Here is a 22,391-nt window from a genome sequence, read left to right on the forward strand (position 1 = left end):
CCTCATGCCCAGTGAACCCGCGCTGCTATTACGCCATCACCGCCCTTTCATCGCGTTCTGGCTGGCGCGAATCTTCACCGCCAGCGGCTTCCAGATGCTTACCGTGGCCATCGGCTGGAACCTCTACCAGCTCACCGGCAACGTGCTCGACCTGGGATTGGTGGGCCTGGTGGAGTTCGCGCCTCGGGTCTTGTTCATGCTCCACACCGGTCATGTGGCCGATCGCTATGAACGGCGCAAGGTCGCGGCCATCTGCCAGACGCTGCAAGCGCTGATCGCGCTCGCGCTGGCCATCGGCGGCCTGACCGGCAACGTCACCCGCGAGCTGATCTTTATCCTCGCCTTCCTGCTGGGGGCGGCCCGCTCCTTTGAAATGCCCACTACCCAGGCGCTGCTACCCAGCATCGTACCCAGCGGGCTATTTCCCCGCGCCGTGGCCTCGTCACAAGCTGCTCAACAATTGGCGACCATCGTTGCCCCTGCCTTGGGCGGCCTGCTCTATGCCTTCGGCAGTGTGTGGGTGTATGGCCCGACAGTGCTGCTGTACCTGATCGCCTGCGTGCTGACCCTGAACCTCCCCGCTCGACAAACACCGCTGAACAAAGCCCCCGCGACCATGGACTCACTGCTGGCCGGGATTCGCTTTATCCGCAGTCGACAGGACATCCTCGGGGCGATTTCCCTGGACCTGTTCGCAGTGCTGTTAGGCGGCGCCACAGCGTTGCTGCCCGTGTTCGCCAAGGACATTCTGCTGACCGGTCCCTGGGGCTTGGGGCTGCTGCGTTCGGCGCCGGCGGTGGGCGCGTTGTTAATGTCGTTGTGGCTCGCGCGGTTTGCCGTGGAGCGCAAGGTCGGGCGGATCATGTTCACCGCCGTCGGTGTGTTCGGCGTGGCGACCATTGCCTTCGGCCTGTCCACCTCGTTCTGGTTTTCCCTGGCGGTACTGGTGGTGTTGGGCGCCGCAGACATGATCAGCATGGTGATCCGGGCGTCCTTCGTGCAGTTGGAAACACCCGATGAGATGCGTGGCCGGGTCAGCGCAGTCAACGGGCTGTTTATCGGGGCGTCGAATCAGTTGGGCGAGTTTGAATCGGGGATCACCGCCCATTGGTTCGGCACGGTACCGGCGGTGGTAATGGGCGGGATCGGCACGCTGGTGGTAACCGGGGTCTGGATCAAACTGTTCCCGACACTGGCCAACCGCGACCGTATGCATGAGCCGGTGTAGCCGCTGCCGAGGCACGAGGCTGCGATGCGTGTCCGCAGGACCGCCCTAGGGGCCGCTTCGCAGCCTCATTCTTCGGCAGCGGCTACGGATCAGCGGATGGACAACCTGGCCACCAGAGTATTCTGCGGCGGGTTGATCGAGCTGTTACTGAACTGAAAAGTGCCACCGGCTTGCAGGTTCAGGTCAAAGCGGTAGATGTAACCCATCAGCACACCCGCGCCGTTGCAGGCCTCGCTAATCGTACCCACCTGGCACACCGCCGTACGAGTGCCCGACAGTTCGGCACCATCAAGAGAAGCGTGGGGATTATTGCCCAGGCCGACCTCCATCACATACACCTGGGTCGGGCCACGATGGGCGCACATCTGGGTAACGGTGGAACGTTCGGGAATAGCTTCGGTGCAATTGGCCGACTCGACCTTAAATACCCGTACCTCGCTCAACGCCGGTGCGGCCGCGCTCCAGGCCGGTGCAGCAGCCAACCACAAGCCCACACAACCGAGCAGACTCAAGCTCAAGGCAATGGTTTTTTTCATGCTGTTGATAACTCCCCACAAAACGTCGGCAAAGTATGACTCAAGCCTTCGCCAACCAGAACTATACTCGACAGCCACTAAGCCCCAGCTGCTGGTATGATGCGCCGCTTTTTCCGAACCTCTGCGAAAATGCACGGCGCTTGGCGCAGTTTGTGCTTTGACTTAGAGGTCAACAATTCACGGCGCCGAATGCGCCACAGGGAGCAGAAATGCTGGAAAAGCTGTTTCAACTCAAAGCACACAACACTAACGTGCGCACCGAGATTCTCGCTGGCATCACGACCTTCCTGGCCATGGCCTACATCCTGTTCGTCAACCCGAGCATTCTCGGTGAAACCGGCATGGACAAGGGCGCTGTGTTTGTCGCCACCTGTCTGGCGGCGGCCATCGGCTCCACCGTGATGGGCTTGATCGCCAACTACCCGATTGCGTTGGCACCGGGCATGGGCCTGAACGCCTTCTTTACCTATACCGTGGTCCTGCACATGGGCCATACCTGGCAAGTGGCGCTGGGCGCGGTATTCATCTCCGCGGTGCTGTTCTTCCTGTTGTCGATCTTCCGCATCCGCGAATGGATCATCAACAGCATCCCGCTGCCCCTGCGCTCAGCAATTGCCGCCGGTATCGGCCTGTTCCTGGCGCTGATCGCCCTGCACAACGCCGGCATCGTGGTCAGCAACCCGGCTACCATGGTTGGCTTGGGCGACCTGAAGCAACCGGCACCGATCCTCGCCACCCTTGGTTTCGCGCTGATCGTGGCGCTGGAAGCCCTGAAAGTGCGTGGCGCGGTGTTGATCGGCATCCTCGTGGTCACCATCGCTTCCATCGCCTTGGGTTTCACCCCGTTCGGCGGCGTGATGTCGATGCCACCTTCCCTGGCACCGACCTTCCTGCAACTGGACATCAAGGGCGCCCTGGACATCGGTCTGGTGAGCGTGATCTTCGCCTTCCTGTTCGTCGACCTGTTCGACAACTCCGGCACCCTGATCGGCGTCGCCAAGCGCGCCGGCCTGATGGGCAAGGATGGCCACATGCCGAAAATGGGCCGCGCACTGATCGCCGACAGCACCGCCGCCATGGCCGGTTCCCTTCTGGGCACCTCGACCACCACCAGCTACATCGAATCCGCAGCCGGCGTCAGTGCCGGTGGCCGTACCGGCTTGACCGCCGTAGTGGTTGCGATCCTGTTCCTGCTGGCGCTGTTCTTCTCGCCACTGGCTGCCAGCGTCCCGGCCTTCGCCACCGCACCGGCGTTGCTGTTTGTTGCCGTGCTGATGACCTCGGGCCTGGCGGAAATCGACTGGGACGACATCACCGTCGCCGCCCCGGTGGTCATCACCGCCCTGGCAATGCCCTTCACCTATTCCATCGCCAACGGCATTGCCTTCGGTTTCATCGCCTGGACCGCCATCAAGCTGCTCTCGGGCCGCTACCGTGAGCTGAACCCGGCGCTGGTGATTCTGTCGATTCTGTTTGTGATCAAGCTGGGCTGGTTCAACGCATGACTTTTGACGCCGCAAACTACACCGTCCAACTGGAAGAAAAGGTCACGCGCTTGCGTGACCTGCTGGCGCCTTTTGACGCGCCCCAGCCGCAAGTCTTCGATTCGCCACTGCAGAACTTCCGCCTGCGGGCCGAGTTCCGCCTGTGGCGCGAAGAGGGTCAGCGCCACTACGCGATGTTCTCCCAGGACGACAAGCGCACACCGATCCTCATCGAGGAGTTCCCCATCGCCAGCCTGCGCATCAACCAGTTGATGCCGCAGCTCAAGGCCGCCTGGCAAGCCAGCGCCGCCCTGAGCCACAAGCTGTTCCAGGTGGAGTTCCTGACCACCTTGGCGGGCGATGCGATGATCACCCTGTGCTACCACCGTCCGCTGGACGAGCATTGGCACACGGCAGCAAACAAGCTGGCAGCCGACCTGAACGTCAGCATCATCGGACGCTCAAAGGGCAAACGCGATGTGATCGGCCGCGACTATGTAGTTGAAAAGCTCGACGTTGGCGGTCGCACCTTCAGCTATCGCCAGCCGGAAGGCGCCTTCACCCAGCCCAACGGCACGGTGAACCAGAAGATGCTCAACTGGGCGTATGAAGCCTTGGGCGATTGCCCCGACGACTTGCTGGAACTGTATTGCGGCAACGGCAACTTCACCCTGCCCCTGGCAACTCGCGTGCGCAAAGTGCTGGCCACCGAGATCAGCAAAACCTCGGTCAATGCTGCCCTGAGTAATCTCGATGAAAACGCTGTGGATAACGTCACCCTGGTGCGTTTATCCGCCGAAGAACTGACCGAAGCCCTGAACGAAGTACGGCCGTTCCGCCGTCTGCACGGCGTTGACCTCAAGAGCTACGAGTTCGGCAGCGTGTTCGTCGACCCGCCGCGTGCCGGGATGGACCCGGACACCTGCGAGTTGACCCGGCGTTTCGACAACATCCTGTACATCTCCTGCAACCCGGAGACGTTGGCAGCGAATATCGCGCAGTTGCATGACACCCATCGCATCACGCGTTGCGCCTTGTTTGACCAGTTCCCGTGGACCCACCACATGGAATCAGGTGTGTTGTTGACCCGGCGGTAAACGCTCAAGTGCCACACAAAAAAGCCGCCCTTGAGACGGCTTTTTTGTGGGTGTCTTTATTGTGCCGGGTCAGCCTTGCGTGGCCATCAGGCTGACAAACATGTCCATCAACATGGCACAGCCCAGTCAGGCCGCAAATGCCCAGTCCTGCGCAACATTCTGTGCGCCCACCAAAGCCACAGCACCCGCGTCTGGAGTCGCGTGACCCAGACCGGCTGCAGCCAGTTGGTCGAAGGTCGATGCAGTGGACAGGCCGAAGTCGTCCAGCAGGTTATTGAGCACGGTTTCCAGGGCGCTGGTGTTGCCCTGCATCAGGTTGAAGATCACATCCTGCACGCTGTTGCCAACGCGGCCAGCACCTTCGGCAGTGGACAGGTCCAGACCGTTGAAGGCCACCTTGTAATCGCTGAGGTTGAAATCACTGCCATTGCCGCCGCTCAGGTTGGTGCCCAGTTCGACGTTGTCCAGTGTGCCCCACAGGTAGTGGTTCAGGTTGCTGCCGGCAGGCAACGACGGGTTGTACATATAGTGCAGGCCTTGGCTGGTGTTGCTGTCGGCAATGAATGCGTAATCGGAGTTGTTGGCCCCGTGAGTCGAATACTGGTCACCGCTGAACGTGCCGTTGCTGAAGCCGCCCGTGTTGCCTTGGCCGTGGCCGGCCGTCTGGAAGCCCGTTGTCCAGCTGGTCAGGTAATCCGACACCGAAATAGAACCGAGAGCCGACTGGTAATTAACAGAAATAGTCATCACTGAACCTCGTTATAAACAACGCTATTGATCAGCACGCACGTGGGGCGCACTTTTTGCCCACCCTTGGGCAAAACCGGTTCGATCAAGCAACTGCCCGATCAAAATTTGTATTCGAGCATCCCGCTCAATGTGCGACCGCGGGCCAGGCTCAGGTTATTGGCATCGCCCATGGCGACGAAATAGGCTTCATCGGTGGCGTTTTCCAGGGCCAGGGCGATGTTCAATTGGTCGGTCATCCAGTAGCTGGCGTACAGGTCGTAGACGGTGTATTTGGGCCACGTCGCCTGGTCGATGAACTGGTAACCCTGGCTGTTCAGGTTTTCACCGTTGCCCGAGCTGTAGCGCACGCGCATCCCGGTATCCAGGCGCTTGTCAAGGAACCGCGCACCCACGGTCAGCGAGCCGCGATCAGCGGGCATGTAGGTGGCGTTGCCCATGATCCGGCCACAACTTTCCTTGGCGTTGGCCACCGAGTCATCCAGCACTTCATAGGTGGTGACCGGCCTGATACCGATGCGGCCGTTGGGCAATGTATAGCGTTCAAGCCGGGTGGTGCTCGGGCCGTTTTTCTTGGCGCCACCCAGGTAATAATTCTTTGAGCAGAAGTCATTGCTGCCGATCATATGGGTGTAACTCAGGTTGGTATAAGCGCGCCCCATGTCGTAGTTGAGCTGGTATTCCACGCCTTTGAACCGGGTGTCGTTGAGGTTGTTGGTGTACGCCATGATCCCGGTGTAACCGCCCGAGTTGGTGTCCGGCAGACTCACGCTGGTGTTGAGGAAGGAAAAGTTTTCGATCTTGGTATCAAAGTACGCCACCTTGATGCCCAGTCGGTCGTTATTGAAAAACAACGATTCCTTGAACACGTTCAGGCCCACTTCCCAATCGCGGGATTCCTCGGGCTTGAGGTAGGGGTTGGGAAATACCCGCTCGCCTGCACCACCGCCATGAGGGCGGCCACTCATGAAGGTCTCAGTGACCGCTGGTGGTCGCCAGCCCTTTCCCCAGCGGGTATAGAGCTGCAACCAGTCGACCCCGGGCTTGATGCCGATGCCAAACGTGGGGAAAAACCGTCCTTCCTCACGGTCGATATCAAAGATGTCTTCGACCCGCTTGGCGCCCACTGTGCTGGAGTAGAAACGGTCGCGCCTGTAGAGGGTCATGCCGGTGACGCCTTCCAGCCGATAGCGGTCGTAGCGCAGGCCCGCGTCCAGGGTCAGCCAGTCGTCGTACTCGTATTGCAGGTTATTGAACAGGCTGGCGATGGTGCGTTTGCCCGCCGGATCGACGCCGGCGGCATAGGGCAATGAGCCAGAGCTGGTGGTGTTTTTGGATTCGACCTTGTTGGTGCGCGGTTTGAATGTGTCCTGGTACATCTCCAGGCCGTAGTTCCAGCTCAAATGGCCAAAACGCTCCAGGTCGAATCGTGAGGTGTTGTCAGCTTGCAGGCCCCAGGTGTCGGTCTGGAAATGGTCGGTATAGCCCGGGGTGTAGTTGCCGGAACTGAGGGACGCAGTATTCGGCGAATTGGCCCGATCCAGTTGCGTGCTGACATAGTAGGCCTTGGCCTTGAAATCGATCAGCGGGTTGTCCGGGCTGTAGCTGTAATCCAGTGCGACGTTTTTTGCGTTGAGGTTATTTTTGCTGTTACGCAGGTAATACGTGCTCTGCAAATCGTCGGCGATATAGCCCCAGGCATCATTGCTGTCGCTGTCGTTTTCCAGGTAGCTCAGTTGCACCCGTTGATCGTTGGGCAGGTTGAGGCCGAACTTGGCGATCTGCGATCGGGTCACGCTGCCCGTGTCACCGACTTCGCTATTGAGCCAATCCTTGAACGCCTCGGGTGCATACTTCTTGGCCCGCAGGTTGCTGCCCAGGTTGTCGGCGTTGTGAGTGCCACCCCGGTAATTGCCAAAGTGTCGCTCGCTGTAACCCAGCAAGACGTCACCACGCTCATCGCCAAAAGCGAACACACCGCTGCCGTTGAAGTTCGTGCCATTACCCATTTCACCCATACCGTTGCCGGCACGAATACGCCCGCCGTACTCCTTGCCATCGGTGAGAAACTCGCTGGCATCCAGGGTCTTGAAGGTGGCGATCCCGCCGAGCACCGCCGCACCGCCCATGCCCGATTGACTGCCTTTGTCGATCTCCACACTGGAGACAAATTCCGGGTCGATCAGCATCGTGCCATTGCGTTGCTGGTGGCCGTTGACGTTGAAGTTCTGGCGCATGCCGTCGATGTTCATGTTGACCCGACCGTAGTCCTGCACCCCGCGAATGTTCACGGACAGGCCCGGGTCGCGCTGATTGACGGCGGTGTAGACGCCAGCGGTTTCTTCCAACATGTCGGCGGCGTGCCGGGGTGGACGTTTGTCGATCTGATCGCGGGTGATCACGGCGACGGAACGCGGTGTCTGGTACACCCAATCGCTGGCCTGCCCCTCGTTGTGGCCGGTGATGGTGGTGGTACCCAGGGCCATCGCACCATCATGCTCGGCACTGACGCGACTCAAGGTGACCCGGCGCTCACCGGTAAACCGGTATTCAACAGGCGCGCTGCCCAACAAACGGGCCAAGCCTTCCTGCGCGCTGTAACGGCCCTTGAGCGCGGAGCTCTGCAGACCGTGAAGGCGTGCGCTGTCGAACAACACTTGCAAACCGGCCTGGTCAGCGAAGGACAGCACCGCACTGCCCAGAGATTGAGCGGGGACGTCGAACATCAGCTTGGCAGGCCGCGAAACAGCCGATTGTGGGTCGGAGGCATACGCCTGACCCGCCGTGACAAACAGCCCCAAGTGAATGGCGAGGGCCACCCGGCTACCGGCGGTGCGCCCCTTGGTGATTGCAGACATCTTCGTTATCCCTTCGCAGATCGCTTTTATGCGAATACTTCTCAACTAGAAAGACGTATCGGGCGGAGGAAGTCAGTAAGCATTTACGAAGTTTATTTTTGGCTGGCGATAAACCACCCGAGCGAGGCTCGGCTGGACTGCGAATTGAACGTCATTAATAAATCAAGCTGACACCCGCCAGATCGAACCGCTTGACCTGCAACTCTTCGGTCAAGGTACCCAAAGCGACATCGAGCATGTCCAGACGGAACACCCCGCTGACCTCACGATCAGCCAGGTCTGCGTTGGTCAACACCACGCGACCGGGGCGATAGCGGTTAAGTTGCTCGATAACCTTGGCCAACGGCTGGCGATCAAATACCAGCACGCCGCGGCGCCAACTGGTGGCCCGCTGCACGTCCAGATTGTCGAGGGCCATCACCCCATCCCGAGGACTGTAGCGTACCGCCTGCCCCTCCTTGAGCACCGCGTCGGTCGAGCCTTTTTGCGGCGGCGCATGCAACGTGACCGCCACGCTGTGTTGCAGCACTCCGACCCAGGCCCGCTGATCGTCCTCTCGCCCGACCACAAACCGCGTGCCCAAGGCGCGGGTTTGCCCGCTGGCACTCTGCACCACAAAGGGCCGGGTTTCCTGGCCTGTCATCGGCGCCACGTCAAAAATCGCCGAGCCAGCCAGCAGGCTGATGCGCCGTTGGGTCGCGTCGAAGTCCAGGCGAATCGCGCTGGCAGAATCCAGCTCAACAGTGCTGCCATCCGCCAAGTGCACGGTGCGGACCTCACCCTTGTGGGTCAGGTAGTCAGCTTGCATCTGCAGCAACGCCTCGGGCCCGCGCACCCAACCAACACCGGCCACCACCAACAACAGCGCCGCAACGCCTGCCATGCGCCAGGGTCTACGGCGATGGGAACGTCCCACCGGCGCACTGACAGCATCAGGACGCTGGCGATAGGCAAGTGCCGCCGGATTTTGATGCGCTTCACCCAACGCGGCCCAAGTCTGCTCGGCATACCGCAGGGCCGCTTCGTGGCGACTATCCCGGGCAATCCAGTGCCGCAATTCGGCTTGTTCGTGCTCATCAAGGGCACCGGCGTGCAGGCGCACCGCCCAATCGGCGGCGGCCTCAGTGATGCTGTGCTGTTGCGGAGCCTGGCTATTCACGTGTGAATCTCGAATTCTCGTTATGTACGCTGTGACGTTTGACCCTGGATTTTTCGGTAATTCATTCGTCGGCTGACATTAGCTCTTCGTCCTGCAAGCGCTGCATGACATAGGCTAAGGCCTTGGCCAGATGCTTTTGCACTGAACTGTCGGAAATATCCAGGTGCCGGGCGACCTGAGCGTGGGTCATGCCTTCAATACGATTGAGACGGAAGATCTGCCGGGTTCGCTCCGGCAGTTCCGCCAGTGCCTGCTTCAATGCCTGTCGCTGTTGCTGCGCCATCGCCTGAGCCTCCAACCCGGCCACATCATCTTCAATCTCGGCCAGCGCCTCGTGGGGCACAGAGTCAGTCTTGCGCCGCGTTTCCTGGCGAATATGGTCGATCAGCAGATTGCTGGCCGTTCGATAGAGATAGCCCTGGGAGTTGTCGATGCGCTCGCCTACCGGCTTTTGGGCCAGGCGCAGGAAACTTTCCTGTACCAGGTCCGCAGCCAACTGCGGGTCCCGCACCCGGCGCGACAGATACCCGCGCAGGGCATCAGCGTGCTTGAGAAACAGGCCCTTGAGATCCACGTCCGACAAACCGACTCCCTGGTATGTAAACGAAACAGGCGGGCATCTTAAGCATTGTCGAGAATGATTTTCAATTGATATCGGCTCGTGACTGACGCGAAGCTAGTTTTTATTCACCGTTCGATAATCGAACAATTACTCACACCTAACGTCGCAATAATTAACCATCTGGTACATTTTATCTCCACAGACTGACGCCGTTCAGTCCAAGCCAAAAACAACAGTGGAGACGCCCCTTATGCCCCCCATCGTGCTGGTGCTTAACGGCCCCAACCTGAACCTGCTCGGCACCCGCGAGCCCGCCACTTATGGCCATGAAACCCTCGCCGACATCGCCGCCCTGTGTGGCCGCAGCGCCGAACAGCTGGGCCTGAAAGTGGAGTTTCGCCAGACCAATCATGAAGGCGAACTGCTGGACTGGATCCACGGCGCCCGTGCCCGTTGCGCCGGGATCGTGATCAACCCGGCCGCCTGGACCCACACTTCGGTAGCGATCCGAGATGCTCTGGTGGCCAGTGAAGTGCCGGTGATCGAGGTGCACCTGTCCAACGTGCATGCGCGGGAAGCATTTCGTCATCACTCCTTCGTCTCACCGATTGCCAAGGCTGTGCTCGCCGGTTTCGGCAGCCACGGCTATCACCTGGCCCTTGAGCATTTCAGCCAGGCCTTGAAGGGATGAGCCTCATGCCCCAACGCCGAATTCTGGCCGGCCTGATCGGCGCCGGCATCCAGGCCTCGCGCACCCCCGCCCTGCACGAGCAGGAAGGTGACGCGCACGGCTTGCGCTATCTGTATCGCTTGATCGACCTGGATCAATTGCACCTGGACACCACTGCCCTGCCCGACCTGCTCAGCGCCGCCGAACAAATGAGCTTCACCGGTTTGAACATCACCTACCCATGCAAGCAGGTGATCCTGGCACTGCTCGACGAACTTTCGCCCGAAGCGCGGGGGATTGGCGCGGTTAACACGGTCGTGTTCCAGGGCGGCAAACGCATTGGTCATAACACCGACTGCCTGGGATTCGCCGAAGGGTTTCGCCGAGGCTTGAGTGGCGTGGCGCGCAAGCAGGTGGTGCAAATGGGCGCAGGCGGTGCAGGTGCGGCGGTGGCTCATGCATTGCTGGGGGAAGGCGTCGAACGATTAAGCATTTTCGATGTGGACGAAGGCCGTGCCCGAAGCCTGGCCGATAACCTCAACCAGCATTTCGGCGCTGGCCGAGCCCAGGCGGGCAGCGACTTGCACCACGCCATGGCCGAGGCCGACGGCCTGGTGAACACCACGCCCATGGGCATGACCAAGTTGCCGGGTATACCAGTGCCGCTTGCAACGTTGCGGTCCGAGTTATGGGTGGCGGAGATTGTCTATTTCCCGCTGGAAACCGAACTGCTGCGCAACGCCCGGGCGCTGGGTTGCCGCACATTGGATGGCGGCAACATGGCAGTGTTTCAGGCGGTAAAGGCGTTTGAGTTGTTCAGTGGCGAAGTGGCCGATGCAGGGCGAATGTTGGCGCACTTCCAGAGCATGAACAGCCCTCTGTAGGAACCGGGAAAAATGTGGCGGGCTTGCTCGCGAAAGCGGTCTTTCAGTTGGCACATCAGGTGATTGACACACCGCTTTCGCGAGCAAGCCCGCTCCCACACAAGCCAGCTCCCACATTGGGTCCGTGTTGCATTCAGGCCTGCAGGTAGCGCAACACCGACTCGCAAATCATCGCCCGATGCCGCTGCTTGACCGCCTCGTCCGACAATTCGATCTGAAAGATCTCACTGAAGGTGTGGCGGTTGGACACGCGATAAAAGCTGAACGAGTTGATCAGCAGATGGACATCCAGCGGTTCCAGGCCTTCGCGAAACACCCCCAACTCCGCCCCACGGCGCAAGGTCGCGCCGAGGGCCTCAAGGATGTTGCTGTTCATCGCCTTGATCGCGTCGGACTGCTTCACATACTCGGCGTTGTGGATATTTTCGATACTGACGATCCGCACAAAATCCACATTCTGGTCGTGATGATCAAAGGTAAATTCCACCAGGCGCCGGATAGCTTCCCGAGGCTCCAGCGCTGTCAGGTTCATCCGCGCTTCGGTGTTACGAATATCGCCGTAGAGCTTCTCCAGCACCTCGACATACAGCTGTTCCTTGCTGCCGAAGTAGTAATAGATCATGCGCTTGGAGGTGTCGATGCGCTCGGCGATGGCGTCTACCCGGGCGCCGGAAAGGCCCTGCTGGACAAACTCGACAATGGCCTCCTGGAGAATATTCTCGCGGGTCTTCTCCGGATTGTTCTTGCGTCCCTTGCGTGGCGTCGATGACGTTGCTGGGAGTTCGGAAGTCGAGTTCATGGTGCGCTCACGGCCATTTATGCAGGCCGTGATTATGGGCCGCTGCGCACGGCGAAGGAAGCGCCAAGGCCTTACAACTTGGCCTGGCGCACGGCGCCGCTGCGGGACTTGGCCATGGCCGCCAGGCGTACTGCCACGTTGGCTGCGCCGTAACCGGCATAGCCGTTCTTGCGCTGGATGATCTCGAAGAAAAACCGCCCTTCGAACGGTTCGGTGTACACATGAAACAACTCGCCGCCCTGGGCGTCACGGTCGTAGAGCACGTTGTAGTAGGCCAGTTCGCTGAGGAACTGGTCATCGAAATCAAAGCGTGCGGCCAGGTCATCGTAGTAGTTAAGCGGGATATCCAGCAGCGGCACGCCGGCCTCTTTGGCCCGGCTGACCTCGGCGAAAATGTCCGCGCAGTCGAAGGCAATGTGATGCACGCCTGAGCCGCGATAGCTGGACAATGCGTGGGAAATCGCCGTGTTGCGGTTCTCGGAGATATTCAGCGGCAGGCGAATCGAACTGCAGCGGCTGCGCAGCGCACGGCTTTTCACCAGACCATAAGGATCGGGCAGCACCACTTCATCGTCGGCCTCGAAATCCAGCAGGCTTTTGTAGAACAGTACCCAGCTGTCGAGGCTGTCGGCTGGCAAAGCCATCGCCATGTGGTCGATACGCAACAAACCGCCGCCATCCAATACCGGGGCTTGCAGGTTAAAATCGGTGTCATAGATCCCACCTTGATCCTGATCCACCAGATAAATCAGGCTACCATCGGGCGCACGCACCGCCGCCAGTTCCAGCTCGTTGGGGCCGACCAGCCCGCGATAAGGCTGACCCTTGTAGGCCACCGCCCGCTCCAGGGCCTTGGCGCTGTCCTTGACCCGAATCGCCGTAGCGCACAACGATGGCCCGTGGGCTTCGAAGAAGTTGTGGGCAAAGGAATAGGGTTCACAGTTGAGGATCAGGTTGATATCGCCTTGGCGCAGCAGACTGACATGCTTGGAGCGATGCTCACCGGCCTTGACGAAGCCCAGGCGCTGCAACCATTGCGTGAGCTTGGCGCCGAGGTTTTCATCCACGGCAAACTCCAGAAACTCGATGCCGTCGTACTCGCTGGCGGCCGGTGTTTCAAACAGTGCTTCAAGCTGGGCGGCCGGCGCGGCCTCCTGTGCCAGGCGCTGGCGGGTCTTCTCTTCCAGGTACAGCAGCGAGCGCAAACCATCGGCGGCATTAGCTCGGGTTGGCGCGGCGCGAAAGCCGTCGTTGAAGATTTCCAGGGACAGAGGTCCGGTGTAGCCGCTCCTGATAATGGGCGCGAGAAAGCCTGGCAGATCGAACTCACCCTGGCCCGGGAAGCAGCGGAAATGCCGGCTCCACTCCAGCACATCCATCGCCAGGATCGGTGCATCGGCCATTTGCACAAAGAAGATCTTGTCCCCGGGAATCTTGGCGATGGCGCTGGGATCGCCCTTGAGGGACAGGGTGTGAAAACTGTCCAGCAACACGCCGAGGCTGGGGTGATCAATTTGTCGCACCAGATTCCACACCTGCTGCCAGGTGTTGACGTGCCGACCCCAGGCCAGAGCTTCATACCCAATGCGCAAGCCACGCCGGCCGGCGCGTTCGGCCAGCAGGCTCAAGTCGTCCAGCAGAATGCGTTCATCGCCGAGCGAATCGGCTGACGCGTTGCTGCACACCAGCACCAGGTCGGTGCCCAGTTCCTGCATCAAGTCGAATTTGCGCTCGGCTCGCTCCAGGTTGTGTGCGAGGCGCTCGCGGCGGCAGCCTTCAAAATCACGGAAGGGCTGAAACAAGGTGATCGCGATACCCAGGTCGGCGCACATCTGCCTAACTTCCCGCGGGCTGCCGTCGTAATACAACAAGTCATTCTCGAAGATTTCCACGCCATCAAACCCGGCGGCGGCAATGGCTTCGAGCTTTTCCGGCAGGGTTCCACTCAGGGAAACGGTGGCAATGGAACGTTGCATGGGGTAACTCCCGGCAATAAAGGCAGGTCTTGTTTGCGGCAAATTATTGGCTTCGACTGTCCTCGCCGTAAATTAAAATGTACCAACCAGTTAGTTTTATGGGCGATTATCGAACACAATGGCCATTGGCGAATTGACGATTTTTTAGCCACTGCGCACCATCGACCGCACCTTGAACCGCGCTTTCATTGGACGGGCTCAAGGGATCAAGACCCAGAACACACCATAAAAATTTCAAAAAACGGGTACCTCATCATGCCTTCGCAAAACTCCGCCGTGGCCGCGCGCCCTGGCATTCCCCATAGCGGCATCGGCGACAAGATTCGTGGTGCCCTGGCCGTCGGCAAGACTCGCTGGGGCATGCTGGCCCTGGTGTTTTTCGCCACCACCCTGAACTACATCGACCGTGCCGCCCTCGGGGTGATGCAGCCGATCCTGGCCAAGGAAATGAGCTGGACGGCGATGGATTACGCCAATATCAACTTCTGGTTCCAGGTCGGCTACGCCATCGGTTTTGTGCTGCAAGGCCGGTTGATCGACCGGGTCGGCGTCAAGCGCGTGTTCTTCTGCGCAGTGCTGTTGTGGAGCATCGCCACCGGCGCCCACGGCCTGGCCACCTCAGCAGTGGGTTTCATGGTGTGCCGCTTTATCCTCGGGCTGACCGAAGCCGCCAACTACCCGGCGTGCGTCAAGACCACCCGCCTGTGGTTCCCCGCCGGTGAGCGAGCAGTGGCCACCGGGATCTTCAACGCTGGCACCAACGTCGGCGCCATGCTCACCCCCATGCTGTTGCCGCTGATCCTCCACGTGTGGGGCTGGCAGGCGGCATTCCTGTGCATGTCGGCGCTCGGGGCAATCTGGCTGATTTTCTGGGGTTTGAAGTACTACAACCCGCAAGAGCATCCGAGCGTTAAGCAATCAGAACTGGACTACGTGCAACAGGAAGTCGAGCCGGAACAACCCCCCGTGCCGTTCAGCCGCATCCTGCGCATGCGCGGCACCTGGGCCTTCGCTCTGGCTTACGCGATGACCGCGCCGGTGTTCTGGTTCTACCTGTATTGGCTGCCGCCGTTTCTCAACCAGCAATACAACCTGGGGATCAACGTGACCCAGATGGGCATCCCGCTGATCATCATTTACCTGACGGCAGACTTCGGCAGCATTGGCGGCGGGATTCTGTCTTCGTTCCTGATCGGCCGCGGGATGAACGCTATCAAGGCGCGGTTTGTGTCGATGCTGCTGTTCGCCTGCTGCATCGTCGGGGTGATCATGGCCGCCGGCTCCAGCCAGCTGTGGGTCGCGGTATTTGCCATCTCCCTGGCCATCGGCGCGCATCAGGCCTGGACCGCCAACATCTGGAGCCTGGTGATGGACTACACGCCCAAGCACATGATGAGTACGGTGTTTGGTTTTGGCGGCATGTGCGCGGCCATCGGCGGGATGTTCATGACCCAGATCGTCGGGCATATCCTCACGGTCACGAATAACAACTACACGGTGCTGTTCACCCTGATTCCGGCGATGTACTTCATCGCCCTGATCTGGATGTACTTCATGGCCCCGCGCAAGATTCCTACCGTCGACGCCTGATTCGACTCAACTGCGCCGCTGCTGCCAGACAGCGGCCAGACCGCTCAAGCAAATCACCCCGATCCCGACCACCGTGGTCAGGTTCGGGGTATGCGCGAATACCAGCCAGCCCAACAACCCCGCGAACACGATCTGACAATAGCCAAACGGCGCCAGCAAGGCCGGTGCCGCAAAGCGGAACGCCTTGGTCAGCAGCAAGTGCGCGGTCATCCCGCAAGTACCCAGCGCCAGCATCAACACGCCATTCCACAGGCTCGGCACTTGCCAGAAGAACGGCACCAGCGCACTCATCACCAGGGTGTTGCACAGCCCGGCGAAGAAGTTGCTGGTGGTCGGGCTGTCGTACTGGCTGAGGATGCGGGTGAGCAATTGGTAGAAGCAGAAAAATAGCGCGGAACACAACGGCAGCAACACCGCTGGCGTGAACAGTTCACCGCCCGGGTGAACGATGATCAAGACACCGACAAAACCACAAATCACCGCCAGCCATTGGCCACGGGTCACGTGCTCGCCCAGCAAGGGCACCGACAACGCCGTCACCAGGATCGGCGCCAGGAAGTTGACCGCAGTAGCTTCGGCCAACGGAATAAATTGCAGGGCCGTGGTGAAGAACAGGCTGGTGCCCAGCAGGCACAAGGCCCGCACCACTTGCAGCCCCGGCCGTTTACTGCGCAACACTCGCAGCCCGGATTGCGGCAGGAAGATCCCGGCCATCAGCAACGTATGCACCATGTAGCGGGCCCACACCACCATCACGATCGGATAGAAACCGGCCAGGTATTTGGACAAGGCGTCGTGGCTCGAAAACAGAAAGGTCGCCACCACAATCAGCAAAATGCCTTTGAAGGGGTGGTTGACGCCGGAAAGTGGAGTACTGAGGGTCATTGTGTTCTCTTGAGTGGCAGGCTGAAATGACCGCCGCAAACGGGGCACAATCTAGAGCCGTGCGTACGTCTAGCTCAAGAGCATAACCAAACACTGTTCGAACAGCGCACTAAATCGCGGGAATCGAGTCGAACGCTGCATTCAGCCCTGTCATCGCGCGTTTTTTAACCAAGGCTTTTCATCATGAAAAAAACACTGTTGATTCTGTCCGCTCTTGCCCTGCTCAGCGCCTGTAACAAAGAAGCCCAGGACAATAAGCCCGTCCCTAAAGTGCCTCCTGCCTCTGTTCAAGCCACCCTGGTTCCCGAAACCCTGCCCACCGACAAATGGGTCGGCAACTGGACCGGCGTCGAAGGACTGAACCTGACCATCAGCAAAGATGACACCATCGGTCGCGGCCACTACGTACTGACCATGCAATACGGCCTCGATGCCGATGACTCCGGAACCTTCAAAGGCGTGGCCACCGAAGACGGCATCAACTTTACCCGCCCCGACGGCCCGCAAATCCTGCGTGCCGGCGATGGTGAAGCCACCGGTTTGAAGTGGCTGGCCGATAAAAAGAACTGCCTGGTGGTCAATAGTGGCGAAGGCTATTGCCGTCCGTAACATCCCTGGGCTTAGATAGCAGCGTCAGACAGCCGGACTGGCGCCAACCCGACTCACCAACAACACTGATCTGCACGTTTATAAAGAGGATTGCCACATGCTATGGAAAAAAGGCCGACGCAGCGACAACGTAGTCGATGCCCGCGATGACAGCGGTGCTGGCGGCGGTGGCGGCATGCGCTTTGGTGGTGGCAAGGGCCTGAGCCTGACGGCGATTGTGCTGATCGTCGGCATCGGCTGGCTCACCGGCCAGGACCCGATGCAGATCCTCGGGCAGCTCAGCGGCCAGATGACAGAGCAAGCGCCTTCGGTCAGCCCGCAGACGCGCCAGGCCCCGCCAGCCAATGATGAACAAGCCGACTTCGTCCGCGCCGTGCTCGGTGACACCGAAGACACCTGGGCCCAGGTGTTCCAGGAAAACGGCCTGACCTACAAGAACCCCAAGTTGATCCTGTTCCGCGGCCGGGTGAACTCCTCCTGCGGGGGTGCCACCTCCGCCAGTGGCCCGTTCTATTGCCCGGCTGACCAGCAGGTCTACCTGGACCTGGACTTCTTCCGGGAAATGTCCCAACGCTTCAAGGTAGCCGGCGATTTCGCCCAAGCCTACGTGATCGCTCACGAAGTCGGACACCATGTGCAGACCTTGCTCGGGATTTCGGCGAAGATTCAGGCGGCGCGCCAACAAGGCCGTCCGATGGAAGGCGACGGCGGCTTGCTGGTACGCCAGGAGCTGCAAGCCGACTGCTTCGCCGGGGTCTGGGCCAATCGAGCGCAGAAGCGCCTGAACTGGCTGGAACCGGGAGACATTGAAGCAGCGCTGAATGCGGCCAATGCCATCGGTGACGACCGTCTCCAGCAACAAAGCCAGGGCCGTGTCGTACCTGACTCGTTCACCCACGGTACTTCTGCACAGCGGGTGCGCTGGTTCAAGACCGGTTTTGCCAATGGCCAAATCAACCAATGCGACACCTTCACCGCCAAGAGCCTCTAAATGAATAAACGATCGGGATTGCTGCTGGGCTTATTGATCACCTGTTCCTCCAGCTGGGCCGCCGAACATGGGGTCAAGGTGGTCAGCCCCGATCGGTTTCACCTGGATGCCGGGGACCTGAGTCTCGGTTTGAGCCAGGATTGGCGCCAGCCACTGCCTCAGGTGACCCGCGCACTGATCATCGTTCATGGCAGGTTGCGCAATGCCCAGACCTACCTGAAGAGTGGCGAAGAGGCCGCCCAAAGCGCAGGACAAAACGCCAATACCTTGGTGATTGCGCCGCAGTTTCTCAACGAGTCCGATGTCAAACGCAACCAACTGAACACCCAGGTATTGCGCTGGCATGGCAATGACTGGATGGCCGGTGAGCCATCAATCGGGCCTGGCCAGGTCAGTTCCTACGGGGCGCTGGACCAGATCATCAAGCACTTGGGTAATCGCAAGCTGTTCCCGGCCTTGAAAGAAATTGTCGTCGCCGGCCACTCAGGCGGAGGTCAGGTCGTGCAGCGTTTTGCCCTGACCGGCCACGAGCATCCGACCTTGAAAGCCGAAGGCATCAGCCTGCGTTATGTGGTCGCCAACCCGTCGTCCTACGCGTATTTCAGCCCGCAGCGTCCGGTGAAATTCGAGGTAGCCAGTTGCCCTGAGTTCAATGACTGGAAGTACGGCATGCAGAAGCTGCCGGACTACGCCAAGGGACAAAGTGCCGAGGTGCTTGAGCAAACGTATGTGGCGCGCGACATCACGTACCTGCTGGGCCAGAGGGACACCGACCCCAATCACCCGGCGCTGGACAAGAGCTGCGCGGCTGAAACCCAGGGCCCTTACCGGCTGATTCGCGGGCACAACTACTTCGACTACCTCAAGCAACGGCATCCGCAGTTGAGTCATAAGTTGGTTGAGGTGCCGAGGGTTGGGCATGACGGGGATAAGATGTTTACCTCGCCTGAAGGGCGCAAGGTGTTGTTTCCATAACCCCTGAAGAAACCGAATCAAAAATGTGGGAGCTGGCTTGCCTGCGATAGCGGTGTAACAGTCAACATCAGTGTTGAATGTTAGTCAGCCATCGCAGGCAAGCCAGCTCCCACATTGGACTTTCATCGCCTGGTCTAGATCATCCCGCGCAACGCCGCACAATCCTCGGCATGCCAATCGGCCAACTCCGGCCATGGATTCTCGGGAAGATTAACCAACACGGTTTTAGTCCCCGCCGCCCGACCACAATCCAGGTCAAACCGGTAGTCACCCACCATCACCATCTCAGCGGGCGTCACGTCCCAGGCCTGTGCCAATTTCAGCAAACCACCCGGATCAGGCTTGGGCGGCGCGTCGTCACGGCCCAGCACATCCTCCACCGCAAAGCAGTCCGCCAAGCCGATGGCTTGCAGCGTCACATGGGCCAGTTCCCGGGCATTGCGGGTCAGGATGCCCAGGCGATAACCACGCTGCGCCAATTCCCGCACCAATTCCACGGCACCGGTCGCGGCAACAGAACCCACCGCCAACTCCCGCTCATGCTCCAGCAACCAGGCATGCTTGGACGCCGCTTCAGCAGCAGGCAACGCCGCCAGGTGCGTCAGGATGTCATCGGTTGCCGGAATATCCAGGGCCACGCGAATCGCTGCAAAGTCATGCACCGCGACGGTCAGGGTGCCGTCCATGTCGAACACCCAATACTTAACGTCACTCAGGCTCACGCCCAATCCTTACGGTGGCGAATCAAGCCTTCCTGGGTCACCGATGCCACCAGTTGCCCAGCTCGGTTGTATACGCTGCCACGAGAGAAACCACGGGAATTACCGGCCCATGGGCTGTCCATGGCGTAGAGCAACCAGTCATCGGCGCGCAGATCGGCGTGAAACCATAGTGCGTGGTCGAGGCTGGCGACTTGCATGTCTTTCTGCCACACGGTCTTGCCATGGGGCAGCAGTGAAGTGGTCAGCAAACCGAAGTCCGACGCATAGGCCAGCAGGTATTTATGCAACGCCGGCGAATCGGCCAAGGCGCCATCAGCGCGAAACCACACGTACTTCACCGGATCAGACGGCTGCGGATTGAACGGATCCTTCTCGGTCACCGGCCGCACTTCGATGGGCTTGGGGCACAGCAACTTTTCACGCATGTGCTCCGGAATCAGGTGCGCCCGCTGCTGGGTCAGCTCCAACTCCGAGGGCAGGTTTTCCGGCCCGACCACCTGAGGCATAGTCGTCTGATGCTCGAAGCCCTCTTCGTCATATTGGAACGAAGCACTGCAAGTGAAGATCGGGTTGCCCTTCTGAATCGCCGTCACCCGGCGCGTGCTGAAGCTGCCACCATCGCGCACCCGGTCAACCTGATACACCACCGGTAACGCTGCATCGCCTGGGCGCAGGAAGTAACCGTGCAGGGAATGCACATGTCGCGTCTCTTCAACAGTCTGACTGGCCGCCGACAACGACTGCCCCAGTACTTGGCCGCCGAACAGCTGGCGAAAGCCCAGGTCCTGGCTGCGGCCGCGAAAGAGGTTTTCCTCGATCGGTTCCAGGGTCAGCAGGTCCACCAGATCTTCCAACACTTGGCTCATAAAGCAATGCTCCTACAACAATCTATTGGGCATTCCGGGCTGCTTATCCGTGCAGCGTATCCAACCATTGGGCGCGGGTGATGCGGTACAAAACATGATGGCGCAACGGATCATCCGCTGCGACCTTGGGGTGTTCAAAATCTGCCGACGGATCGTACTGCATGCCGATGGCCTGCATGACTTTCTGTGACGGCAGATTGGTTTGGGTGGTGAACGCCACGACCTCATCCAGCTTCAGCCGGTCGAAGCCACAACGCAACGCGGTCCAGGCCGCCTCGCTGGCGTAACCCAGGCCCCAATGCTCCTTGGCCAGGCGCCAGCCAATCTCCACCGACGGGGTGAAGTCCGCATCGAAGCTGACATTCAGCAACCCGGTCAGGCCGATAAACTCGCCACCGTCCTTGCGCTGCAAGGCCCACAGACCAAAACCATACTCGGCGAAATGACCCCGAATCCGTCCGATCAGCGCGGCGCTTTCCAGGCGACTCAGGGTGGCCGGGAAATAACGCATCACCTGCGGGTCGGCGCACATCCGGGCAAACTCCGGCAGATCGGCATCGCTCCATTGGCGCAACACCAGGCGTGCGCTTTCCAATTCCTGTATCGGCTCCATTGATCCCCCTCCCCTGCCATGTGCGTAAGTGTACCGCGCTGTTAAGATCCGTCGCTGGTCCCCGTCAGAAATTGCCATGCCTTTGCCACTGATCTACCACGACGACTACAGCCCTGAGTTCCCGGCGGACCACCGCTTCCCCATGGATAAATTCCGCCTGTTGCGCGATCACCTGGTGGACAGCGGCTTGACCCAGGACAGCCAACTGCTGCGCCCGGAACTGTGCCCGGCAGAGATTCTGGCCCTCGCCCATGAACCTGGGTATATCGAGCGCTACATGAGTGGCGAGTTATCCCGCGAAGACCAACGGCGCCTCGGCCTGCCCTGGAGCGAAGCCCTGGCCCGACGCACCGTGCGCGCCGTCGGCGGCTCGCTGTTGGCCGCCGAACAGGCACTGGAACACGGCCTGGCCTGTCATCTGGCCGGTGGTACTCATCACGCCCACTACGACTATCCGGCAGGTTTCTGCATCTTTAATGACTTGGCAGTAATCAGTCATTACCTGCTGGAAAGCGGCCGGGTCGACAGGGTGCTGATCTTCGACTGTGACGTGCATCAGGGCGACGGCACCGCGCGCATCCTCGAACACACCCCGGACGCCATCACCGTGTCCCTGCACTGCGAAAAAAATTTCCCGGCACGCAAGGCCCGCAGCGACTGGGATATCCCGCTGCCCATGGGCATGGGCGACGCCGATTACCTCAAGGTGGTGGACGATGCCCTCAACTACCTGTTGCCGCTGTATCAGCCCGACCTGGTGCTGTACGACGCCGGTGTCGATGTACACAAGGACGACGCCCTCGGCTATCTCAAGCTGACCGACCAAGGCGTTGCCGCCCGCGACGAAAGCGTGATGCGCCATTGCCTGGGCCGCGACATCCCGGTGATGGGCGTGATCGGCGGCGGCTACAGCAAGGACCGCCCCGCCCTTGCCCGCCGTCACGGCATTCTGCATCACAGTGCACAACGGGTATGGACGTCATCAGGTTGTCATTAAAGTGTGAATGTTTACCCACAATCGCTGTGGAACTGCCTGTGGATAACCTGAGTGAAACCTTCTGTAAGCGAGCAGCTACATAGCCTGTAGGAAGCTGTACGTTTTTTGATCAGGCAGTATCGGCATCCTCGGGTAGAATGCTC

Annotated in this window: 21 protein-coding genes; 10 read left to right on the forward strand and 11 right to left on the reverse strand. The window is 60.0% G+C overall.

Annotated features, from left to right (window positions below; translation table 11 throughout):
• The first annotated feature begins 4 nt into the window (after positions 1–4).
• A complete protein-coding gene (locus tag HKK55_RS21370) occupies positions 5–1,228 on the forward strand; it encodes an MFS transporter (protein ID WP_169356475.1) in 1,224 nt (407 codons plus the stop codon).
• A gap of 89 nt (positions 1,229–1,317) precedes the next feature.
• Here HKK55_RS21370 and HKK55_RS21375 read toward each other — a convergent pair whose 3' ends face one another.
• Positions 1,318–1,764 carry a DUF4879 domain-containing protein gene (locus tag HKK55_RS21375; protein WP_169356476.1) on the reverse strand — a complete coding sequence of 149 codons (447 nt, stop codon included), beginning with the start codon at positions 1,762–1,764 and terminating at the stop codon, positions 1,318–1,320.
• A 209-nt stretch (positions 1,765–1,973) separates the two neighbouring features.
• On the opposite strand from HKK55_RS21375, the gene HKK55_RS21380 reads away from it, so the two are divergent.
• Positions 1,974–3,269 carry an NCS2 family permease gene (locus HKK55_RS21380; protein ID WP_155584783.1) on the forward strand — a complete coding sequence of 432 codons (1,296 nt, stop codon included), beginning with the start codon at positions 1,974–1,976 and terminating at the stop codon, positions 3,267–3,269.
• Positions 3,266–4,345, forward strand: a complete 1,080-nt coding sequence (trmA, locus tag HKK55_RS21385) for a tRNA (uridine(54)-C5)-methyltransferase TrmA (protein WP_169356477.1) — start codon at positions 3,266–3,268, stop codon at positions 4,343–4,345. Before HKK55_RS21380 ends, trmA begins: the two co-directional genes overlap by 4 nt.
• Before the next feature lie 126 nt (positions 4,346–4,471).
• Here the strand turns inward: trmA and HKK55_RS21390 are convergent, their stop codons facing one another.
• The 4 genes from HKK55_RS21390 to HKK55_RS21405 all read right to left on the reverse strand — a co-directional run bounded on the left by HKK55_RS21390 (position 4,472) and on the right by HKK55_RS21405 (position 9,692).
• Entirely contained in the window at positions 4,472–5,092 is a 621-nt protein-coding gene (locus HKK55_RS21390) for a heme acquisition protein HasA (RefSeq protein ID WP_169356478.1), read from the reverse strand.
• Between the two features lie 101 nt (positions 5,093–5,193).
• Positions 5,194–7,950, reverse strand: a complete 2,757-nt coding sequence (locus HKK55_RS21395; protein WP_169356479.1) for a TonB-dependent receptor — start codon at positions 7,948–7,950, stop codon at positions 5,194–5,196.
• A gap of 154 nt (positions 7,951–8,104) precedes the next feature.
• Positions 8,105–9,109, reverse strand: coding sequence for a FecR family protein (locus tag HKK55_RS21400; RefSeq protein ID WP_169356480.1), 1,005 nt, complete (start codon positions 9,107–9,109; stop codon positions 8,105–8,107).
• A 61-nt stretch (positions 9,110–9,170) separates the two neighbouring features.
• Positions 9,171–9,692, reverse strand: coding sequence for an RNA polymerase sigma factor (locus HKK55_RS21405; RefSeq protein WP_169356481.1), 522 nt, complete (start codon positions 9,690–9,692; stop codon positions 9,171–9,173).
• Positions 9,693–9,921: 229 nt separating this feature from the next.
• Between HKK55_RS21405 and aroQ the strand changes: the two genes are divergently transcribed.
• Positions 9,922–10,362, forward strand: a complete 441-nt coding sequence (gene aroQ / locus HKK55_RS21410; RefSeq protein WP_169356482.1) for a type II 3-dehydroquinate dehydratase — start codon at positions 9,922–9,924, stop codon at positions 10,360–10,362.
• A gap of 5 nt (positions 10,363–10,367) precedes the next feature.
• The gene (locus tag HKK55_RS21415; protein ID WP_169356483.1) at positions 10,368–11,225 is read left to right on the forward strand and encodes a shikimate dehydrogenase; all 858 of its coding nucleotides are present in this window, start codon (positions 10,368–10,370) and stop codon (positions 11,223–11,225) included.
• Positions 11,226–11,358: 133 nt separating this feature from the next.
• Here the strand turns inward: HKK55_RS21415 and HKK55_RS21420 are convergent, their stop codons facing one another.
• Positions 11,359–12,024, reverse strand: coding sequence for a TetR/AcrR family transcriptional regulator (locus HKK55_RS21420; RefSeq protein WP_169356484.1), 666 nt, complete (start codon positions 12,022–12,024; stop codon positions 11,359–11,361).
• 71 nt (positions 12,025–12,095) lie between these two features.
• A complete protein-coding gene (gene quiC, locus HKK55_RS21425) occupies positions 12,096–14,000 on the reverse strand; it encodes a 3-dehydroshikimate dehydratase QuiC (protein WP_169356485.1) in 1,905 nt (634 codons plus the stop codon).
• Between the two features lie 255 nt (positions 14,001–14,255).
• On the opposite strand from quiC, the gene HKK55_RS21430 reads away from it, so the two are divergent.
• Positions 14,256–15,590 (forward strand): MFS transporter, encoded by a 1,335-nt coding sequence (locus HKK55_RS21430; protein ID WP_169356486.1) that lies wholly within the window; start codon positions 14,256–14,258, stop codon positions 15,588–15,590.
• Between the two features lie 6 nt (positions 15,591–15,596).
• Here the strand turns inward: HKK55_RS21430 and HKK55_RS21435 are convergent, their stop codons facing one another.
• Positions 15,597–16,475 carry a DMT family transporter gene (locus tag HKK55_RS21435; RefSeq protein ID WP_169356487.1) on the reverse strand — a complete coding sequence of 293 codons (879 nt, stop codon included), beginning with the start codon at positions 16,473–16,475 and terminating at the stop codon, positions 15,597–15,599.
• A gap of 183 nt (positions 16,476–16,658) precedes the next feature.
• Here HKK55_RS21435 and HKK55_RS21440 point away from each other — a divergent pair, with 183 nt between their 5' ends.
• The 3 genes from HKK55_RS21440 (at position 16,659) to HKK55_RS21450 (ending at position 19,050) form a co-directional block, all read left to right on the forward strand.
• Positions 16,659–17,084 carry a lipoprotein gene (locus tag HKK55_RS21440; RefSeq protein WP_169356488.1) on the forward strand — a complete coding sequence of 142 codons (426 nt, stop codon included), beginning with the start codon at positions 16,659–16,661 and terminating at the stop codon, positions 17,082–17,084.
• A 97-nt stretch (positions 17,085–17,181) separates the two neighbouring features.
• Positions 17,182–18,075 carry a neutral zinc metallopeptidase gene (locus tag HKK55_RS21445; RefSeq protein WP_169356489.1) on the forward strand — a complete coding sequence of 298 codons (894 nt, stop codon included), beginning with the start codon at positions 17,182–17,184 and terminating at the stop codon, positions 18,073–18,075.
• Positions 18,076–19,050, forward strand: a complete 975-nt coding sequence (locus HKK55_RS21450) for an alpha/beta hydrolase (RefSeq protein ID WP_169356490.1) — start codon at positions 18,076–18,078, stop codon at positions 19,048–19,050. It begins immediately after the preceding gene.
• A 134-nt stretch (positions 19,051–19,184) separates the two neighbouring features.
• On the opposite strand, the gene HKK55_RS21455 is transcribed toward HKK55_RS21450, so the two are convergent.
• Genes HKK55_RS21455 through HKK55_RS21465 form a run of 3 tightly spaced genes read right to left on the reverse strand, consistent with a single transcriptional unit; the run spans position 19,185 to position 21,251 of the window.
• Positions 19,185–19,772 carry an HAD family hydrolase gene (locus HKK55_RS21455; RefSeq protein ID WP_169356491.1) on the reverse strand — a complete coding sequence of 196 codons (588 nt, stop codon included), beginning with the start codon at positions 19,770–19,772 and terminating at the stop codon, positions 19,185–19,187.
• Positions 19,769–20,638 (reverse strand): acyl-CoA thioesterase II, encoded by an 870-nt coding sequence (tesB, locus tag HKK55_RS21460; protein WP_169356492.1) that lies wholly within the window; start codon positions 20,636–20,638, stop codon positions 19,769–19,771. Before tesB ends, HKK55_RS21455 begins: the two co-directional genes overlap by 4 nt.
• 43 nt (positions 20,639–20,681) lie before the next feature.
• Positions 20,682–21,251 (reverse strand): GNAT family N-acetyltransferase, encoded by a 570-nt coding sequence (locus tag HKK55_RS21465; protein WP_169356493.1) that lies wholly within the window; start codon positions 21,249–21,251, stop codon positions 20,682–20,684.
• A 76-nt stretch (positions 21,252–21,327) separates the two neighbouring features.
• Between HKK55_RS21465 and HKK55_RS21470 the strand changes: the two genes are divergently transcribed.
• A complete protein-coding gene (locus HKK55_RS21470) occupies positions 21,328–22,248 on the forward strand; it encodes a histone deacetylase (RefSeq protein WP_155584802.1) in 921 nt (306 codons plus the stop codon).
• The last annotated feature ends 143 nt before the right edge of the window (positions 22,249–22,391 follow it).

Source organism: Pseudomonas sp. ADAK18, from assembly GCF_012935695.1.
GTDB lineage: Bacteria > Pseudomonadota > Gammaproteobacteria > Pseudomonadales > Pseudomonadaceae > Aquipseudomonas.

Coding starts and splice junctions, on each gene's coding strand:
- HKK55_RS21370 (WP_169356475.1), top strand. CDS start 5: ATGCCCAGTGAACCCGCGCTGCTATTACGCCATCACCGCCCTTTCATC.
- HKK55_RS21450 (WP_169356490.1), top strand. CDS start 18,076: ATGAATAAACGATCGGGATTGCTGCTGGGCTTATTGATCACCTGTTCC.
- HKK55_RS21420 (WP_169356484.1), bottom strand. CDS start 12,024: ATGAACTCGACTTCCGAACTCCCAGCAACGTCATCGACGCCACGCAAG.
- HKK55_RS21430 (WP_169356486.1), top strand. CDS start 14,256: ATGCCTTCGCAAAACTCCGCCGTGGCCGCGCGCCCTGGCATTCCCCAT.
- HKK55_RS21470 (WP_155584802.1), top strand. CDS start 21,328: ATGCCTTTGCCACTGATCTACCACGACGACTACAGCCCTGAGTTCCCG.
- HKK55_RS21415 (WP_169356483.1), top strand. CDS start 10,368: ATGCCCCAACGCCGAATTCTGGCCGGCCTGATCGGCGCCGGCATCCAG.
- HKK55_RS21435 (WP_169356487.1), bottom strand. CDS start 16,475: ATGACCCTCAGTACTCCACTTTCCGGCGTCAACCACCCCTTCAAAGGC.
- aroQ (WP_169356482.1), top strand. CDS start 9,922: ATGCCCCCCATCGTGCTGGTGCTTAACGGCCCCAACCTGAACCTGCTC.
- HKK55_RS21465 (WP_169356493.1), bottom strand. CDS start 21,251: ATGGAGCCGATACAGGAATTGGAAAGCGCACGCCTGGTGTTGCGCCAA.
- HKK55_RS21395 (WP_169356479.1), bottom strand. CDS start 7,950: ATGTCTGCAATCACCAAGGGGCGCACCGCCGGTAGCCGGGTGGCCCTC.
- tesB (WP_169356492.1), bottom strand. CDS start 20,638: ATGAGCCAAGTGTTGGAAGATCTGGTGGACCTGCTGACCCTGGAACCG.
- HKK55_RS21440 (WP_169356488.1), top strand. CDS start 16,659: ATGAAAAAAACACTGTTGATTCTGTCCGCTCTTGCCCTGCTCAGCGCC.
- trmA (WP_169356477.1), top strand. CDS start 3,266: ATGACTTTTGACGCCGCAAACTACACCGTCCAACTGGAAGAAAAGGTC.
- HKK55_RS21375 (WP_169356476.1), bottom strand. CDS start 1,764: ATGAAAAAAACCATTGCCTTGAGCTTGAGTCTGCTCGGTTGTGTGGGC.
- HKK55_RS21445 (WP_169356489.1), top strand. CDS start 17,182: ATGCTATGGAAAAAAGGCCGACGCAGCGACAACGTAGTCGATGCCCGC.
- HKK55_RS21390 (WP_169356478.1), bottom strand. CDS start 5,092: ATGACTATTTCTGTTAATTACCAGTCGGCTCTCGGTTCTATTTCGGTG.
- quiC (WP_169356485.1), bottom strand. CDS start 14,000: ATGCAACGTTCCATTGCCACCGTTTCCCTGAGTGGAACCCTGCCGGAA.
- HKK55_RS21380 (WP_155584783.1), top strand. CDS start 1,974: ATGCTGGAAAAGCTGTTTCAACTCAAAGCACACAACACTAACGTGCGC.